Raw genomic sequence first — 17,067 nt, forward strand, 5'->3', positions numbered from 1 at the left:
CCCAACCGCCCACCACCGTTTGGTTCGAGCAGCTTTGAGCTTGTCGAGAAGCGTCCGTCGAGAACTCGGCGCTTGGGGCGCCCCCTTCTCGACTTCGGTTCTCGACAGGCTCGAATCTGCGCCCGAAGCAAACGGGGGGTGCAAAGGGTCAGGGCAATAGCCCCTACCCCGTCGGCCGCCCGTCCGCGTCCATCAACACCTCGCGGCGCCCCACATGGTCGGGCCGCGACACCAGCCCTTCCTTTTCCATCCGTTCGATCAGCCGCGCCGCCGAATTATACCCCACGCGCAGCTGGCGCTGGAGCCAGCTGGTCGAGGCCTTCTGGCTTTCCGCGACCAGCTGGCACGCCTGGCGGAAGGTCTGTTCCTCCGGCGAATCGTCGCCGGTTGGTGCCCCGTCGAGGCTGAAGCCGGCATCGCCCTCCGGCTCGTTGACCACCGCGTCGATATAGTCGGGCGCGCCCTGCGAGCGCCAGAAGTCGGACACCGCCTGCACCTCGTCGTCGCTGACGAAGGGCCCGTGGACGCGCGCCAATGCCTTGCCGCCGGGCATGTAGAGCATGTCGCCGCGGCCCAGCAGCTGTTCGGCGCCCTGTTCGCCTAGGATGGTGCGCGAATCGATCTTCGACGTGACGTGGAAGCTGATGCGGGTCGGCAGGTTGGCCTTGATGACGCCGGTGATGACGTCGACGGACGGACGCTGCGTCGCCATGATGAGGTGGATGCCCGCCGCGCGCGCCTTTTGCGCCAATCGCTGGATCAGGAATTCGACTTCCTTGCCCGCGGTCATCATCAGGTCGGCAAGCTCGTCGACGATCACGACGATCTGCGGCAGCGGGGAGAGGTCGAGCGTCTCCTCCTCATAGATCGGCGTGCCGGTGTCGGCGTCGTAGCCGGTCTGCACCTTGCGGCCGAGCTTCTGCCCCTTGGCAGCGGCGGCGCGCACCTTGTCGTTGAAGCTGGCAAGGCTGCGGACGTTGATCGACGCCATCATGCGATAGCGGTCCTCCATCTGCTCGACCGCCCATTTCAGCGCGCGCACCGCCTTGGGCGGGTCGGTCACGACATCGGCCAGCAGGTGCGGGATGCCGCGATACATGCTGAGTTCCAGCATCTTCGGGTCGATCATGATCATGCGGCACTGGTCTGGGGTCAGCCGGTAGAGCAGCGATAGGATCATGCAGTTGAGGCCGACCGACTTACCCGACCCGGTGGTACCGGCGACGAGCAGATGCGGCATGGGGGCAAGGTCGGCGACGACCGGGTCGCCCGCGATATTCTTGCCCAGCACGATCGGCAGCTGCGCATTCTGGTCGGCGAACGCCTGGCTGGCGATCAGTTCGCGCAGGGAGACCATCTCGCGTTTCTGGTTGGGCAGTTCGATGCCGATCACGGTGCGGCCCGGAATGGTCGCGACGCGGGCCGAGATCGCCGACATGTTGCGCGCGATATCGTCGGCCAGCTGGATCACGCGGCTGGCGCGGATGCCGGGTTCGGGCTCCAGTTCGTACATGGTGACAACCGGGCCGGGGGCGACCTTCACCACCTGCCCCTTCACGTTGAAATCGTCGAGGACGCTTTCGAGCAGACGCGAGTTGCGTTCCAGCGCGGCCTTGTCGACGGTCGGGCCGGTCGATTCGGGCGCGGGGGCGAGCAGGTCGATCGCGGGCAGCGCGAAATTGTCGCGGCCTTCGCTGCTGGCGGGCCGGGGCGCGCTGGCGAGCGCGGGGGAGTCGGCGCGGTCGGCGATGACCGGCGGGGCGCGGTCGTCGGCGGGCGCCGCGCGCCGCGGCTGCGGGCGGGCGGGCGCTTCGTCCGGATCGTCGTCCTCCGTCGCCAGCGCGGTGCGCGGCGCGGGATCGAACGGCAGGTCGTCGTCCTCGACCAGTACCGCGCCAACGTCGGCGACGGAACGGGCGCGACGTTCGAATTTCGGCATGCGGAAGGTGCCGTCGGGGATCTCGATCGTCAGCCCCTTGGCCCAGCGCCACACGCCGAACAGCGCGGTGGCGAGCGCGACGACGCGGATCGTCCACAGCTCGGCGACCGGCACGCCGATCAGGTGGACCAGTCCCTGCACCGCCCGCGCGATGCTCCAGCCGATCACCCCGCCATAGCCGGCGGGCAGCGACAGGATCGCCTCCCCCGACACGAACGCCAGCGTGGTGCCCATTGCCAGCACGCCGATCCCGCAGTCGCGAATCATGCGCGGCCACGGCCCCACGGGCACGTCGCGCCACAACCGGACGCTGACGATCAGCCCCAGTGGCAACAGCATCGCGACGGGCACGCCAAAGATGGTGAGCAGCAGGTCGGCGAGCAGCGCGCCGGGCGCGCCGAGCTTGTTGGCGACCGGCCCGCCCGCCGCCGTGCTGAACGACGGGTCGGCGGGCGAATAGCTGACGAGCGCGATGGCGATCACGATCATGGCGACGAACAGGATCGTCGCACCGATCATCGCGCCGCTGCGCTTCGCACCCGCCTTCATCGCGTCGCGCCACAACATCGGCTGCGCGTTGGTCGCCATTCGTTCCACCCTTGTTCGATACGCCCCCGATGTGCGCCGCCGTGGGGTACGCCGTCAAGGCGGCGTTGCGGTGGGCCGCGCCAGACCCTAAGTCCGTTCGGACGAAGCGACTTTACGGATGGGACGGGTTTCATGGCACAGGCGGACGTCATCATCCTGGGCGGCGGGCTGGTCGGCAGCACGCTGGGCGTGTCGCTGGGCGTGCATGGGCTCAGCTCGATCATCCTCGATCCGGCCGATCCGGCGGTGACGCTGGCGCCGGGCTTCGACGGTCGCGCCTCGGCAATCGCCAGCGCGACGCACCGCATGTTCGAGGCGATCGGCATCGCGCCGGGCCTGGGTGACGAGGGCTGCCCGATCGCCGCGATTCGCGCGACCGACGGGCTGGAGGCGGGCAAGCTCGACTTCGTCCCCGATGCCGCCGACGATCCGGTGGGCGTGATGTATGAGAACAAGCGGCTGCGACAGGCGATCTACGACGCCGCCGTCGCATCGCCACATGTCGACCTGCGCTACAAGGATCGCGCGATCGACGTGCGCCGCGAGGCGCATGGCGTCACGGTGACGACGGCGGGTGGCGACACGCTGACCGCGCCGCTGCTGATCGCCGCCGAGGGTCGCAATTCGCCGACGCGCGAGGCGGCGGGCATCCGTGTCGCGCGCTGGAGCTACGACCATGCCGCGATCATCACGACGCTGGGCCATGCAGAGCCGCACGAGAATATCGCGTACGAAATCTTCTATCCGGCAGGCCCCTTCGCGATCCTGCCGCTGAACGACGACGCGCATGGCCATCGCTCGGCGATCGTGTGGACGGTCGATGCGAAGGATCGGCCGGCGATGCTGAAGCTGTCCGACCGCGCGTTCCTGGCCGAAGCGTCGAAGAAGATGGGCGGGTTCCTGGGGCAGCTGTCCAACCTGTCGGCGCGCTCGAGCTATCCGCTGGGCTTCCACCATGCCGCGCGGATCACCGCCGATCGGCTGGTGCTGGTCGGCGATGCCGCGCACGGCATCCATCCGATCGCCGGACAGGGTCTCAATCTCGGCCTGCGCGACGTCGCGGCGCTGACCGAGGTGCTGGTCGAGGGCAAGCGCACCGGCCTCGACCTCGGCGATCCCTATCTGCTGGAACGCTATCAGCGGTGGCGGGGGCTGGACACCTTTGCGGTGGCGCTGGCGACCGATGGCCTGACGCGCCTGTTCGGTATTCCCGGCAAGGCGGCGAGCGCGGTGCGGCGCTTCGGCCTGTCGGCGGTCGATTCGATCCCGCCGCTGAAAGCCGCATTCATGGCCGAAGCACGCGGCGAAACCGGAAAGCTGCCGAAATTGCTGCAGGGCATCACCGCTTGACGCTTTCCGCCGTCCAGCGCGGTGTCGCGCGCGGGATGGCGGGTGCAGCGGCGATCGGCATCGTTGCGCTAGTGACGGCGGGCTGGTTCGATCCCGGCCACGACTTGCCCGAGCGGCTGCGGGCCCTGGCGATGGCACTGGTCGTGCCCGGACTATGGAGCGCGGCGGCGATCGGCAATGTCGCGCGGTCGCGGTTCTTTTCGGCGCGGTCGATCGATGGCGGCGATGCCGATCCGGCGGTGGCGCAGGGTCGCGCGATTGCCCAGAATACACTGGAGCAGGCGGTGCTGGCGGTGATCGCCTATGCCGCGCTGACGATCGCCACCAATCGATCGACCTTCGCGCTTGCCGTGCTGGCGACCTGTTTCACGGTCGGACGGGTCGGCTTCTGGGCAGGCTATCGGCGGGGTGCCGCAGCCCGCGCGTTCGGCTTCGCGCTGACCTTCTACCCGACGGCGCTGGCGCTGCTAGCGGCGCTGGTCCTCGCGATCCGGGGGTAGCTACCAGTTGCCGCCGCCGGTTGTGCCGGCACGAAACTCGGCGATACGCCGCAACGTCGCCGGTGTCGTGCCATCGGGCAGCGCATCGAGCGCGAACCAGCCGACCTCCGCCACCTCCAGCGTGTCCGCGCCGTGCAGCGAATCATCGGGGGCATGTGCGACATAGACGATCACATGGTCGTCCTTGCCCTCGTGCCGGTTGTGATAGACGCCCAGCACCCGCTCGACCGTCGCACCGCGAACCGCGACCTCCTCGGCCAGTTCGCGGTGGAGCGCGTCGGTCACGCACTCCCCCTTCTTCACCCCGCCGCCGGGCATGTACCAGCCATCGACATAGGTGTGCCGCACCAGCGCCACGCGTCCGTCGGGACTGAGCAGCAGGCCGCGCACGCCGATCGTGCGCGGGCGGGTGATGCGCCACACAATCCGCGCCGCCCTGCCCAACAGGCGATGCAGCAGCGCCACGCCCTATGCCGATCCGTTGCGCGTGGCTTCGGCCGCTTCCTCCGCCGCCACCGGTTCGGCCATTGGCCGGATCATCAGGAAGCTGCCCGACCAGACGCCGGGAATGTCCCACCGCCCGCTGATCTCGCACCCGTCGTCGCTCAGTACGCCGGCATAGACGACCATGTCGGCATAGCCGTCGCTATCGTCGTAGAATTTGCTGAAGCGTACCTGCGCCCCGTCGCGATGCCCGTCGATCGCGGCGGCGATCAGCGCGCCCGGCGGCACCGAATAGAGGTCGGGTTCGTGGATCGTGCCGACGATCGACCCGCCCAGATCGGCGATATCCGCCTCGAACGCGGTCGGCGGGTTGGTGTGCGGATAGTTGAAGATTCCGCTCCACTTGCCCGACAGGTCGCGGCTCACAACGCTCGCGCCGCTTCGACCAGCAGCACCGGCACGCCGTCGCGAATCGGAAAGGCGAGGCCGGCGGCCTCCGACACCAGTTCGCCCGCCGCCGCATCATGGCGCAGCGGCGTGCGCGTCACCGGGCAGACCAAGATCGACAGCAGCCACGGATCGATCGTCATTGCAGCGTCGCCTCTTCGTCATCGCCATGCCTGCCGAAGAATTGCATGAGCTGCACGATCAGTTCCGCACGTTCCGCCAGCGCGTCGACTTCGAGCAGCGCCTGCTTCGCCGCCACGTCGAACGGCGCGATCTGCGCGATGCCGTTGACCAGGCTTTCATCGTCCAGCCGCCCGACCGATTCCCAGTCGACGGCATAGCCCAGCCGGTCGGCGAAGCGTTTCGATTCCATCTCCAGCGACGCGCGTTCGGCCAGCGCCAGCGTGGTGTCGCCGACCATCGGCAGCATCTCCGCCTCCACCTGCCGGAACGCGGTCGTCACGTCGAGTTCGCGCACGATGCGAAACCGCGACAGCCCGCGTAGCACAACGTCGTAGCGGCCATCGGCATGCGCCTCGACATCGACGATCTGGCCGATGCAGCCGATGTCGAACAGCGGCGGCCTGTCGGTTTCGCTGCCGACCGGGCGCGGCTGGATCATGCCGATGCGGCGGTCCCGCGCCAGGGCGTCGGACACCATCGCGCGATACCGCGGCTCAAAGATGTGCAGCGGCAAGTGCATGTTCGGAAACAGCAGCGCCCCCGCCAGCGGGAAGACGGAGACGCGTGCCGTCATCCGAACAGGATCGCCGAGAGCTTGCGCCGCTGCTGCGACACCCATGGGTCCTCCAGGCCAACCGCCTCGAAGACCTTTAGCAGTTGCTGCCGCGCGGCATCGTCGTTCCACGCGCGGTCGGCCGCGACGATCTTCAGCAACGATTCGGCGGCGCCATCGCGGTCGCCCGCCGCCATCTGCCCACCGGCCAGGCGGAAGCGTGCGTCGTGATCGTCGGGGTTCGCTTCCACCTCGGCCTTCAGCCCCGCCAGATCGTCGACCGGCTGCGCATCGCGCGCCAGCGCCAGCGCGGCGCGGACCTGTTCGATGCCCGGCTGCTTCGCGGCATCCTCAGGCAGCGCGTCGAGCGCCGCCTGTGCCGCATCGTGATCGCCCAGCGCCATCAGCGCGCGAACGCGGCCAACGGCGACGGCGGCGTTCTCCGGCACCATCTCGGCGATCTGGCCGAAGATCGACAGTGCGCGGGCCGCATCACCCTCGACCAGCGCTTCCTCGCCCATCGCGATCAGCGGTTCGATGTCCGGCCCGGCCGCCTCGCCCGGCTGTACCGGCAACTGGCGCAGCAGCTGGTCGAGCATCTGCTTGAGCTGGCTTTCGGTGCGCGCGCTGGTCAGGTCGGCGACCAGCTGCCCCTGGAACATCGCATAGACGGTCGGGATCGACCGGATCTGGAATTGCGAGGCGATGAACTGGTTCTTGTCGGTGTCGACCTTGGCCAGCACCACGCCCTTGTCGGCATAGGCCTCCGCGACCTTCTCGAGGATCGGGGTCAGCGCCTTGCACGGCCCGCACCATTCCGCCCAGAAATCGATGATGACGAGGCTGGTCATCGATGGTTCGACGACATCGCGGCGGAACGCCTCCACGGCATCCTTTTCCGGGGCGGTCAGTCCTAGCGTGGCCAAGCGTCGATTCCTTATCCTGTGACAGCCGCCCCTATGTGGGCATCACAGGCAAAACAGAAAAGAGTTCATTTAGGGCTTGCGCGATCTGAAACCCCCATCTAATAGCCCGCCTCACCCCAGCCGGTTCGCCGGTTCGGAACGCCAGAGCGGGCGTAGCTCAGGGGTAGAGCACAACCTTGCCAAGGTTGGGGTCGAGGGTTCGAATCCCTTCGCCCGCTCCAGTCGCTGCCGCTGATTAGCGGCAGCTAATCAGCGAAATGTCAGCGACTTCGGCCGGCGCCGTTTACGGCGACCGACGGCATGGCTTCGCCATGCCGCGCCCCCGTCCGTCGCACACCTCCGAATGTTCTGCCGACGCGGATGATTCGCATCCTTCGACACATCCGGAGCACGACGCGCCAGCGATGGCCGGCGATCAACGCGTCCGGCGCGGATCAGCGTGCCCGCGCACACCTTTCTTCGTCCCGTCGGACTTGATCCGGGTTCCTCGCTTTCCCGCTTCGAAGAGAGAAGAAGAAGCGGGACCCCGGATCAAGTCCGGGGTGACGATTGGGTTGGATTCGGCGCGGCCTAAAAAGGGCGCGCGAATCACACCCGCCTCCGTCCGCCTCAAAATTCCGACCAGTCGTCCTCGCTGATCGCCACCGCCGCGTTGCCATGCGACAGGCGCTGCACCACGGCGCGTGCCGGGCTGCGTACTGGCAGGCGCTGCACCGTGTCGCGCTGGTCGCGCACGGCCATCGCACCCAGCTGGAACCGGGCGATTTCGCCCGACAGGGCGTCGGCTTCGGACGACAGGCTGCGCGCGGCGGCGCTGCTTTCCTCGACCATCGCCGCGTTGCGCTGTGTCACGCCGTCCATCTCGCCGACCGCGGTGTTGACCTGCGCCAGCCCCTGCGACTGCTGCTCCGCCGATCCCGAGATATCGGCGACCAGCGCGCTGATTTCGCCGAAGCGGCCGATGATCCGGTCGAGCGAGCGGCCGGTTTCACTGACCAGCGCGACGCCGGTGTCGACCGTCTGGACCGAGGCGGTGATGCGCTGCTTCACATCCTTTGCCGCCTCGGCCGAACGCTGCGCCAGCGCGCGGACTTCGGAGGCGACCACGGCAAAGCCCTTGCCCGCATCGCCTGCCCGTGCCGCTTCGACCCCGGCATTGAGCGCGAGCAGATTGGTCTGGAACGCGATGCCGTCGATGACCGCGATGATGTCGGAGATTTCGGCCGAGGTGCGTTCGATCCGCGCCATCGCATCAACCGCGCGGCGCACGACCTCGCCCGATTCGATCGCCTCGCTGCGGGCGGTGCCGACGATCTGGTCGGCGCGTGACGCGCTGGCGGCGCTTTCGCGCATCGTCGCGGTGATCTGCTCCATCGCGGCGGCGGTCTGCTCCAGGCTGGCGGCCTGTTGCTCGGTGCGCTGCGACAGGTCGTCGGAGGCCGCGCTGATCTCCCCGGCACCTTTCCGGATGCCGCCGGCGACGGTCGACACCGACAACATCGTCGCGCGCAGCGAGGCGACGGCGGCGTTGAAATCATCGCGCAGCGACAGGAACGGCTCCTGCAATTCGGCATCGATCCGTGCGGTCAGGTCGCCGGCGGCGAGTTTGCCCAGCCCCTCACCCATGATCGCCACCATCTGGCGCTGGGTATCGCGCTCCATCGCCGCCAGCGCGCTTTCGCGGAACGCCGCCATCGCCTTGGTAATGCGGCCCACACAATCGCGATTGTCGGTATAGGCGACCGGACTTTCTAGGTCGCCCGCTGCCAGCGCCTCCATCCGCACCACCGTGGTGACATAGGGGGTGCAGATCAGCCGCGACGCGCCCAGCGTGACGGCGGTGATCGCCGCGACGCCGGCAACAGCCCCGCCGATGACGATGCCAGCCCCCACCGGAACACCCAGCGCCGAAGCTGTCGCCAATGCCGCAATCCCCCCGGACAGCAGCAGATAGACCAGCGCCAGCACCCGGAATTTGACCCGGATCGGCGCGTTACGCGAAAACCATGCGATCATCTGATCCCTCCCCCGTGAAGAATATCGTCCCGGCCGGTCATGCCCGCCGGGCCTGTACCGGCGGCAGCGGACACTGCGCCGGCCCCGCCGCCGGCCGCCCGAACAGATAGCCCTGCGCCAGCGCGCACCCCTCGGCCTGCACCATCGATCGTTGCACCTCGTTCTCGACCCCTTCGGCGACGACCGGCAGGTTCAGCCCCTTGCCCAGCCCGGCGATCGCGCGGACGATCGATCGCGCCGCCTCGTCCTCATGCATCGCCGATACGAAGCTCTTGTCGATCTTGATCTTGTCGAACGGAAAATGGCGCAGGTTGCTGAGCGAAGAATAGCCGGTGCCGAAATCGTCCATCGCGATGCGCACGCCCAGCGTCCGGATCTCGCGCAGGATCGCCAGCGATACCTCCCGGTCGCGCAGCAGCGCGGTCTCGGTGATCTCCAGCTCCAGTCGCTCAGGTACCAAGCCGCTGTCCGCCAGCGCATCGCGCACCAGCATCGGCAGCGTCGCCACGCGCAGCTGCACCGGCGACACGTTGACCGCCAGCGTCAGCGGTTCGGGCCAGCTGCTGGCGTCGCGGCACGCCTGGCGCAGCGCCCATTCGCCGATCGCCATGATCGTGCCCGCTTCCTCGGCCACGGGAATGAACAGCGTCGGCGGCACCTGCCCGCGTTCGGGATGGTCCCAGCGCAGCAGCGCTTCATACCCGACGACATGATCGTCGTCGGTCGACACCAGCGGCTGATAGACCAGCCGCAATTCGCCACGGCACACGGCATGGCGCAGGTCATGCTCCAGGCTGCGACGGTCGCGCGCCTGCCGGTCCATCATTTCATCGAAGAAGGACGCGGTGCCGCGCCCGTCCTGCTTGGCGCGGTACAGCGCGACATCGGCATTATGACGCAGCGTTTCCGGATCGTCGCCGTCGCGCGGACAGGTGACGACGCCCAGGCTGCACCCGACCGCCATCGGATCGCGCGCCGAATCCATCTCCTCGGCAAAGCGCGCCAGGATATGCCCGGCAAGACGCCGCACATCGTCGGGCGAGGCGATGTCGCGCTGCAGGACGACGAATTCGTCGCCGCCGACCCGTGCGACCAGATCCTGCGCGCGGACGCAATCGTCGAGGATGCGGGCGACCCGGACCAGGATCGCATCGCCCGCGCCATGCCCGAACAGGTCGTTGACCGCCTTGAACCGGTCGAGGTCGACCGCGATCAACGCGAAGGGCGTGGCGGAGCGTACCGCTTCGTGCAGGGCGATATCGAATGCCGCGCGGTTGACCAGCCCGGTCAGCGGGTCGTGCGACGCCAGATGTTCAATCGCGCGCTGCGCACGGGCGGTTTCGGTCAGGTCGCGCAGCGCGATGACGGTGGCGGCGCGGCCGCGATATTCGATCGCGCGCGCGGTCATCTCGACCAATTGGTCCTCGACCAGACTGTCGCGAATCCTGGCCCGCGTGGCACCGCCCCGATGCGTCTGGAGCGCGTCGCGTGCGGGTGTTTCGAACCATGCGGCGGTCGCGGTGCCGACCAGCGCGGCCCGGTCGACGCCCAGCAGCGCGCACGCCTGTTCATTGGCATCGAGGATGCGGTCGTCGCTGGTGATGAGCAGCCCTTCGGACGTCGCATCGGCCAATCCGCGCAGGTCGGTCATGAACCGGTCGACGACCGATGCCACCGCCGTCAGCGCGATCAGCAGCAGCGCGGCGCCGACGATCCACAGCAACAGCCACTGCGCCTCGCCCCCCGTCGCGGCGACCGGCGCGGTGTCATGGCCGATCATGACCGATGCCATGGCGACGAAATGGATGATCCCGGTCGCCAGCACCATGCACAGCGCCGGCACCAAGATTCGCCAGCGGCCGTCCCGGTGCAGGAACGATGCGAACGCCGCCGACAGCAGCAGCCCGCCGACCAGCACCGCCGCGACGATCGGGCCATGGTCGACATCGTGAACCATCGAATTGGCCAGCGCGGCCATGCCGGTAAAGTGCATGCCCACGATGCCGAGCGTCGCGATCGCCCCGCATAGCAGGACCGACACCATCCGCCGTGCCCGCCGCAACAGCCAGAAGGCGATGCCGAACGCCCCCATCGCGATCGTCGCGGACAGCGCGGTCAGCAACTGGTCGAACTGCAAGGCGACCGGGCTGCGATAGGCGATCATCGAAATGAAGTGCGTCGACCACACCCCGCCCCCGGCAGTGATCGCTGCCGAGGTCAGCCAGACCGGACGGCGTTCGACGACGCATTCGAACGAACGCTGCACCTGGGCAAAGGTCGACAGCGCACTGACGATGCACAGCAGTACCGCGAGCAGCACGACCGGCAGGTCATGATGCGACACGATCGAATGAAACAGATACGACATTCGGCCCGATCCCCCATCCGGCACTGCTTTCCAGAAGGCAGGATGGGGGTCGGGCGCTTAAAGATCAGTGTATCGGCAAATCCGCTTAATTTCCAAAAAACCGTCACTTTGCCAGCATAGCCCGGTGACGACTTGCGGATTTTACGCAAAAGGCAAAGACCGCACCACGTAGCATATCGGGCAAATGTAAACCGTATTCGATATGCATCGTGGTCTGTTCGGTTTTATTCCTTCGCCTGTGATGGCGTAGCCTTTGGCTTGACGTAGCGATCGAGCCAGTCAGTCATCTGCCACAGCGTCTCTTCGGTCGATTCCAGCGCGCGATAGCCATGGGCTTCGTTCGGCAGCACGACATAGCGCACCGTTGCGCCATTGCCTTTGAGCGCCGCGTACATCCGTTCGGACTGGATCGGGAAGGTGCCGCTATTGTCGTCCGCCGCCCCGTGGATCAGCAGGATCGGCTCCTTGATCTTGTTGGCAAAGGTGAACGGGCTCATCTCGGTATAGGTCTGTGTCGCCTGCCAATAGGTGCGCTGTTCCGCCTGGAACCCGAACGGGGTCAGCGTGCGGTTATAGGCACCCGACCGCGCGATGCCGGCGCGGAACAGGTCGGTATGCGCCAGGAGGTTCGCGGTCATGAACGCGCCATAGCTGTGCCCGCCCACCGCCATGCGATTGCGGTCGGACACGCCCAGCTTCACCACCGCATCGACCGCCGCCTGCGCATCGTCGCGCAGCTGCTGGACATAGGTGTCGTTGGCTTCCGCGCCATTCTCGCCGATGATCGGCATGGCGGGGTTGTCGAGGATCGCATAGCCCTGCGTCAGCAGGAACAGGTGGCTGATCCCGCGCGGCCGGACGAAGCGATTGCCCTGGTCCACCGTCTGCCCGGCGACCTTCGCATCGGTATATTCGGCCGGATAGGCCCAGAGCAACGTCGGCAGCGGCCCGTCGCGCTTCGCGTCGTAGCCGGCGGGCAGATAGAGCGATCCCGACAGCGGCAGGCCGTCGGCGCGGGCATAGGTGATCGTCCGCTGGGTCACGCCGGCCAGCGCGGGCGCCGGATCGGCGAAGTCGGTCACCGCCTTCGCACTGCCGCCTTTGACCGGGCGGAGCATGTAGTTGGGCGCGAGCTTCGCACTCTCGCGGCGGGTCAGCATGCGCTGCCCCTTGTCATCCAGCAGCGCGACGACGGTTTCGTAATAGGGCGCCCTGGCGGTCCACAGCCGCTTCTGCTCGCCGCCCGCGACCGGCATCAGGCCGAGGAAGGGGAACGCCCCCGCCTTGGTCGCGCCATCGCCGGTCACATACACCGCGTCGCGCGCGGGCGTGAAGCGCATCACCGGCTTGCCCGCCGCATTCTCGTCGGTCATCGGAAAGCCCGGATCGCCGTACTGATCCTGATAATTGCGCGTCAGCAGCGTGCGCGCCTGCCCCGGCCGCGCGGGCGCGACGGCAAGGCGATGTTCGGTCCGCGTGCGCCATTCGCGGTCGAGCACCATCGCGAAATCGTCATTGCCCCAGAACACGGTCGCAAAGCGCGCCGGGGTCTGCACCAGTTCGACCGGTGCGGCGGTGAACGGTGCGCCCTGCATCAGCACGCGGTCGTGGAACGCCACCTTCGCCTTGGGATCGCCGCCGTCCAGCGCCTCGGCCCACACCAGGGTCGCCGGTGCATCCGACCGCCACATCGCCTCGCGCGGGCCCTTCACCACCGCATCGAAATCGACCGGCAGGTCGTCGGCCAGCGGGCGGTCGACCAGTGTCCTGACCGGCTGTCCGTCGATTGTTGCGACCGCGATCTCGGTCGGGAAGAAGCTGGCGGGCAGCAGATAGGAATAGGGCCGCTTCAGTCGTTCGGTCAGCAGGTAGCGGCCATCGGGCGACACGCTGAAATCGGTAACCAGCCCCGGCTGCCCGATCGGCCGCGTCGCCCCGGTCAGCTCGATCCGCGTCAACTGACCGGTGAAATAATGGTCGAATAGCGCCTCGTCGGTCGCGTTGCGCAACAAATCCTCATAGGTGCGCGCCGCCGAAGTGCGGCCCATGCTTTCCTGCACCACCGGCCCGGTCGGGGTCGCATCGGCGACCGGCGCCGCCCCACGCCCGGCCGGCACCAGATACGCGATTAGCGCCTTGCCGTCGGGCGTCCAGACGAACGGCGTGCCGAACGTCCCGTTCAGGCCCCGCGCGACCATCCGCGCGCTGCCGTCGCGCTCGGCGATCCACAGCGACAGCGCAGTCGCCTCCTGCACATAGAAGGCCAGCCGCGCGCCATCGGGCGACCAGTCGGGCGCGGCGAAGCGCGTGCCGGCGGGCAGCTTCACCGCCACGGTGCGGCCGCTCGCAATATCCTTGAAGCTCAGCGCGTTCAGCCACTGGACCCGCATTTCCGCCTGGCCATTGGTCGCCGGATCGATGCGATAGCCCGCCAGCCGCAGGAACGGTTTCGACAGGTTGGCGATGCTCGGCAGGTTCTCGCGGCCCAATATGGCCAGCGTGCGATGGTCGGGGCTGACCGCGACCGAGGGGGTCGGCGGCGTTTCGAGGATCTTTGCGATGGCAGCGGGCGCACGGTGATAGCCGGTCGCCGGCTCCTGCGCATGGGCAGTCGTGGCAAGCAGCAGAGCGATCAGACAGGCACCAGCGCGCATTCGTAACCCCTTATGATTGTTTGCCGGTGATCCTGACATGGGCGCGCGCGGGGCGCTAGGAGGTTGCGGCGGTGGCAGGGGCGGGCCGTCGTTGCAAGGCCCGACCTACCAGCGAGCCGTACCCCCGCGCAGGCGGGGGTCCAGGGCCACGAATGCTATCCTGCCTTCACTCTGAATCCCCGCCTGCGCGGGGATACGATTGATTGTGGATCGATTTGACAGACCCAATCGAAACGTCGTCACAAACATATAGCGAAATCCGCCACCTTATAGCGGCGCATCCCACAGCTACAAACGTAGTCAAACGCTAAGCCATTGATATTAATGACATCACAAAACTGGCACGGCGCCTGCAATGTAGTTGGCATCACCGGAACCAACCGGAAATTCAGGGAGCCAACACCATGACCGCCATCCGTTTCGCCGCTTCGATCGTCCTCGGCCTGGTTGCCACCACCTCGGCGTTCGCTGCCGAGCCGAACGCCGCCCCGGCCTCTGTCGCGACCAGCGTCGCCGGTGCGAGCGCGGTCACGGCAGTCACGCTGGCCGCCGGCCCCGCCGCCCTCGCCTACAAGGCCGCACCGAACGCGCGCTACTGCTTCAAGACCGAAACCACCGGCAGCCGCATCCTGACCAAGCAGTGCAAGACGCGCGGCGAATGGGAAGCACGCGGCGTTGATCTGGACCGCGCCCTCGCCGGCCGCTGATCCCGCCTCGGGCAATCTGACGAGGGCTGCATCCCGCACGGGATGCGGCCCTTGGCATGTCAGGGGAGTGTCGTGCCCATGCCGGCCTGCAGCACCGCATACCATTCGGCCGGGGTCCAGGTGACGCGATACGCCCCGGCGGCGGCGCGGATACGATCGGCGTTCTGCGACCCGACGATCGGGATGATGCCGGCGGGATGCACCATGCTCCACGACAAGGCGGCGGTCGCGGCATCGACGTCGAAGCGCTGGCCATGTTCGCGCAGCAGCAGCGCGGCGGGATGGTCGCCCCCGCTCAACCGCCCGCCGCCCAGCGGCGACCATGCCAGCACCGCCATGCCGCGCGCCATCGCCTGATCCAGCACCCCGTCGAACAGCGGCTGGCTGTGCAGCGGTGAAAATTCGGGCTGGGTGCTCAGGATCGGCAGGCCCAGGAACGCCTGCAGCGCATCGACCTCCGCCGGGCTGTGGTTCGACACGCCGATCCCGCGCACCTTGCCCTGCTCGACCATCGTCGTCAGGCTGGCGGCGACCTCCTGCGGATGGGTCAGGAAATCGCGGCGGTGAATCTGGTACAGGTCGATCTGTTTGATCCCCATCCGCCTGAGCGACGCATCGACCGCGTCGGCCAGATAGTCCGGGTCCGATCGATAGGGATTGCCGGGGCGGATGCCGCCCTTGGTCGCGATCACCATCGCCTCGCGCAGCGCCGGCGCCTCGGCCAGCACCTGCCCGAACAGCGCCTCCGCCGATCCGAAGCCGGCAGGCGTGTCCGCGCCATAGATGTCGGCGGTGTCGAACAGGGTGATCCCCACCGCCAGCGCCGCGTCGACCAGCGCCCGCGCCGGGGCGACGTCGCCGGTGAAGCGCCACATGCCCCAGGCGAGGGGGGAAACAAGGATATCGCTCTTGCCGAGCGGGCGGGGCGTGGGATCGATGGTCAGCATGATGCCCTACCTAGTCGTCAAGGCGTTGGCGGCAATGCGCAAATCCCCGCAGCCGCACCCCGTCCACCCGCGTGCCATGACCGGAGCGCATAAGGACATGACAGAATATCGCTTGGCCGCGTCCGTAACGACAGGCAACGCGGTGCGGTCGCCGCCCTGGAGAACCGTCATGTCCCGCCGTCTGCCCGCCCTGCTCCTGTTCACCGCCGCGTTGTTGTCCGCCCTGCCCGCCGCCGCGCTGCCGGGGGAGCCGGGCGACCGGATCGACGGGTCGGCGGTGATCGAGCGGCTGGACCTCGCCACTCTGCCTGCGGGTATCAGCCGGCTGTGGCTGCGGGTCGACGACAATGATGTCGGACAGGGCTATTATGTGCCGATCGTGGTGGTGAAGGGCGCGCAGCCCGGCCCCCGATTTTTGCTGACCGCCGGCATCCATGGCGACGAACTGAACGGCATCGGCGTGATCCACCAGCTGGTGGCGGGGATCGATCCGGCGGTGCTCAAGGGGACGTTGATTGCGGTACCGGGCCTCAACGCAGCGGGCCTGCGCAATTCGACGCGGGCGTTCACTGGCAGCCACAATGGCGCGGGCGACAATCTCAACCGGCTGATCCCGCGCGATCCCAACGCGCATGGCGACGAGGGCAATGCGGCGCAGCGCTATGCCGGGCGGTTGTGGTCGCGCATCTTTATCGGCAACACCGATTTCGCGATCGACCTGCATACCCAGTCGCGCGGCGGCACCTATCCGGCGTATGTCTTCGTCGCGACGCCGCAGGCGAAACGCATCGCGATGATGCTGCGTCCCGACAGCGTATATGTGAATGCCGGCATCGATGGCGCGGTCGAGGATATGCTGAACGCCAATGCCATTCCCGCCGTCACCTATGAACTGGGCGGCGCGGAGGTGTTCGACCGGGCGATGATCGCGCGTGGCCTGCGCGGCGTGCGCAACGTGATGATCGACCGGGGGATGCTGCCGGGCAAGCCCGATCTGCGCGATCCCGAACCGTTTCTCGGCAATGTCGTCGCCAATGTCGACAGCCCGCGCGGCGGCTGGGCGCAGGTGCGGGTGAGCATGAACCAGTATGTGAAGAAGGGCGATGTGCTGGCGATCGTCACCGACCCGTTCGGGCGGACCATCGCGACGCTGACCGCGCCGCTCGACGCGCGGGTGGCGGGCATGGGCACCGATCCGCGCACCCAGCCGGGCGATATGGTGGTGCGCCTGCTGTCATGGGACGACAGCCTGCCGTGCAAGCGCGACGGCTGCCCCTCGACGGTCACGCCGGTCAAGGCACGCTAGGGGCCCTTCATTCCCAACGCTCATCAACAGATGATGCCATTGCGTTTGTCGGCCCACGCCGCCGGGTCCAATAGGACGGCCGTGCGAACCGCCGGCAGGCGCGGCGCGATCCGTCGCCCGCCCGCCGGTGCCTTCCCGA

14 protein-coding genes and 1 tRNA gene are annotated in these 17,067 nt (G+C 67.8%); 5 read left to right on the top strand and 10 right to left on the bottom strand.

Annotated elements, in window-relative coordinates:
- Positions 1 to 163: 163 nt before the first annotated feature.
- A complete protein-coding gene (locus tag ASE58_RS14855) occupies positions 164 to 2,527 on the bottom strand; it encodes a DNA translocase FtsK (RefSeq protein WP_055822950.1) in 2,364 nt (787 codons plus the stop codon).
- 132 nt (positions 2,528 to 2,659) lie between these two features.
- Between ASE58_RS14855 and ASE58_RS14860 the strand changes: the two genes are divergently transcribed.
- Complete coding sequence (locus ASE58_RS14860) at positions 2,660 to 3,877, top strand: UbiH/UbiF/VisC/COQ6 family ubiquinone biosynthesis hydroxylase (protein WP_055762324.1); 1,218 nt, start codon at positions 2,660 to 2,662, stop codon at positions 3,875 to 3,877.
- Complete coding sequence (locus tag ASE58_RS14865) at positions 3,874 to 4,377, top strand: MAPEG family protein (RefSeq protein ID WP_235513639.1); 504 nt, start codon at positions 3,874 to 3,876, stop codon at positions 4,375 to 4,377. The genes ASE58_RS14860 and ASE58_RS14865 overlap by 4 nt, the downstream gene beginning before the upstream one ends.
- Here ASE58_RS14865 and ASE58_RS14870 read toward each other — a convergent pair whose 3' ends face one another.
- From ASE58_RS14870 to ASE58_RS14885, 5 genes are read right to left on the bottom strand one after another with little or no spacing between them, the layout of a single operon-like run.
- A complete protein-coding gene (locus tag ASE58_RS14870; protein WP_055822953.1) occupies positions 4,378 to 4,842 on the bottom strand; it encodes an NUDIX domain-containing protein in 465 nt (154 codons plus the stop codon).
- Positions 4,843 to 4,845: 3 nt separating this feature from the next.
- Positions 4,846 to 5,247 (bottom strand): hypothetical protein, encoded by a 402-nt coding sequence (locus ASE58_RS14875; protein ID WP_055822955.1) that lies wholly within the window; start codon positions 5,245 to 5,247, stop codon positions 4,846 to 4,848.
- Positions 5,244 to 5,411 (bottom strand): Trm112 family protein, encoded by a 168-nt coding sequence (locus ASE58_RS17595; RefSeq protein ID WP_082457136.1) that lies wholly within the window; start codon positions 5,409 to 5,411, stop codon positions 5,244 to 5,246. The genes ASE58_RS14875 and ASE58_RS17595 overlap by 4 nt, the downstream gene beginning before the upstream one ends.
- The gene (locus ASE58_RS14880; protein ID WP_055822957.1) at positions 5,408 to 6,025 is read right to left on the bottom strand and encodes an LON peptidase substrate-binding domain-containing protein; all 618 of its coding nucleotides are present in this window, start codon (positions 6,023 to 6,025) and stop codon (positions 5,408 to 5,410) included. The genes ASE58_RS17595 and ASE58_RS14880 overlap by 4 nt, the downstream gene beginning before the upstream one ends.
- Positions 6,022 to 6,930, bottom strand: coding sequence for a tetratricopeptide repeat protein (locus ASE58_RS14885; protein WP_443024670.1), 909 nt, complete (start codon positions 6,928 to 6,930; stop codon positions 6,022 to 6,024). The genes ASE58_RS14880 and ASE58_RS14885 overlap by 4 nt, the downstream gene beginning before the upstream one ends.
- A 146-nt stretch (positions 6,931 to 7,076) precedes the next feature.
- Here ASE58_RS14885 and ASE58_RS14890 point away from each other — a divergent pair.
- Positions 7,077 to 7,151 (top strand) — tRNA-Gly (locus ASE58_RS14890).
- A gap of 388 nt (positions 7,152 to 7,539) precedes the next feature.
- Here ASE58_RS14890 and ASE58_RS14895 read toward each other — a convergent pair.
- From ASE58_RS14895 to ASE58_RS14905, 3 genes are all read right to left on the bottom strand, one after another.
- Positions 7,540 to 8,946: a methyl-accepting chemotaxis protein gene (locus ASE58_RS14895; protein WP_055822960.1), complete on the bottom strand. Its 1,407-nt coding sequence runs from the start codon at positions 8,944 to 8,946 to the stop codon at positions 7,540 to 7,542.
- A gap of 37 nt (positions 8,947 to 8,983) precedes the next feature.
- Positions 8,984 to 11,314 carry a bifunctional diguanylate cyclase/phosphodiesterase gene (locus ASE58_RS14900; RefSeq protein ID WP_055822964.1) on the bottom strand — a complete coding sequence of 777 codons (2,331 nt, stop codon included), beginning with the start codon at positions 11,312 to 11,314 and terminating at the stop codon, positions 8,984 to 8,986.
- Positions 11,315 to 11,538: 224 nt separating this feature from the next.
- On the bottom strand, positions 11,539 to 13,968 hold the full coding sequence (locus ASE58_RS14905; protein WP_055822966.1) for a S9 family peptidase: 2,430 nt from the start codon (positions 13,966 to 13,968) through the stop codon (positions 11,539 to 11,541).
- 404 nt (positions 13,969 to 14,372) lie between these two features.
- Between ASE58_RS14905 and ASE58_RS14910 the strand changes: the two genes are divergently transcribed.
- Positions 14,373 to 14,675, top strand: coding sequence for a hypothetical protein (locus ASE58_RS14910; RefSeq protein ID WP_055762345.1), 303 nt, complete (start codon positions 14,373 to 14,375; stop codon positions 14,673 to 14,675).
- Positions 14,676 to 14,734: 59 nt separating this feature from the next.
- Here the strand turns inward: ASE58_RS14910 and ASE58_RS14915 are convergent, their stop codons facing one another.
- Complete coding sequence (locus ASE58_RS14915; protein WP_055822969.1) at positions 14,735 to 15,622, bottom strand: aldo/keto reductase; 888 nt, start codon at positions 15,620 to 15,622, stop codon at positions 14,735 to 14,737.
- A 169-nt stretch (positions 15,623 to 15,791) separates the two neighbouring features.
- On the opposite strand from ASE58_RS14915, the gene ASE58_RS14920 reads away from it, so the two are divergent.
- On the top strand, positions 15,792 to 16,928 hold the full coding sequence (locus ASE58_RS14920) for a succinylglutamate desuccinylase/aspartoacylase family protein (protein ID WP_055822973.1): 1,137 nt from the start codon (positions 15,792 to 15,794) through the stop codon (positions 16,926 to 16,928).
- Positions 16,929 to 17,067: the final 139 nt, after the last annotated feature.

Origin of the sequence: Sphingomonas sp. Leaf9, from assembly GCF_001421355.1 — a bacterium.
Lineage (GTDB): Bacteria > Pseudomonadota > Alphaproteobacteria > Sphingomonadales > Sphingomonadaceae > Sphingomonas.

What these genes read in the sequence shown, in the direction of transcription:
- ASE58_RS14910 (WP_055762345.1), top strand. Translation starts at nt 14,373, where the DNA reads ATGACCGCCATCCGTTTCGCCGCTTCGATCGTCCTCGGCCTGGTTGCC.
- ASE58_RS14915 (WP_055822969.1), bottom strand. Translation starts at nt 15,622, where the DNA reads ATGCTGACCATCGATCCCACGCCCCGCCCGCTCGGCAAGAGCGATATC.
- ASE58_RS14895 (WP_055822960.1), bottom strand. Translation starts at nt 8,946, where the DNA reads ATGATCGCATGGTTTTCGCGTAACGCGCCGATCCGGGTCAAATTCCGG.
- ASE58_RS14880 (WP_055822957.1), bottom strand. Translation starts at nt 6,025, where the DNA reads ATGACGGCACGCGTCTCCGTCTTCCCGCTGGCGGGGGCGCTGCTGTTT.
- ASE58_RS14855 (WP_055822950.1), bottom strand. Translation starts at nt 2,527, where the DNA reads ATGGCGACCAACGCGCAGCCGATGTTGTGGCGCGACGCGATGAAGGCG.
- ASE58_RS14920 (WP_055822973.1), top strand. Translation starts at nt 15,792, where the DNA reads ATGTCCCGCCGTCTGCCCGCCCTGCTCCTGTTCACCGCCGCGTTGTTG.
- ASE58_RS17595 (WP_082457136.1), bottom strand. Translation starts at nt 5,411, where the DNA reads ATGACGATCGATCCGTGGCTGCTGTCGATCTTGGTCTGCCCGGTGACG.
- ASE58_RS14900 (WP_055822964.1), bottom strand. Translation starts at nt 11,314, where the DNA reads ATGTCGTATCTGTTTCATTCGATCGTGTCGCATCATGACCTGCCGGTC.
- ASE58_RS14860 (WP_055762324.1), top strand. Translation starts at nt 2,660, where the DNA reads ATGGCACAGGCGGACGTCATCATCCTGGGCGGCGGGCTGGTCGGCAGC.
- ASE58_RS14905 (WP_055822966.1), bottom strand. Translation starts at nt 13,968, where the DNA reads ATGCGCGCTGGTGCCTGTCTGATCGCTCTGCTGCTTGCCACGACTGCC.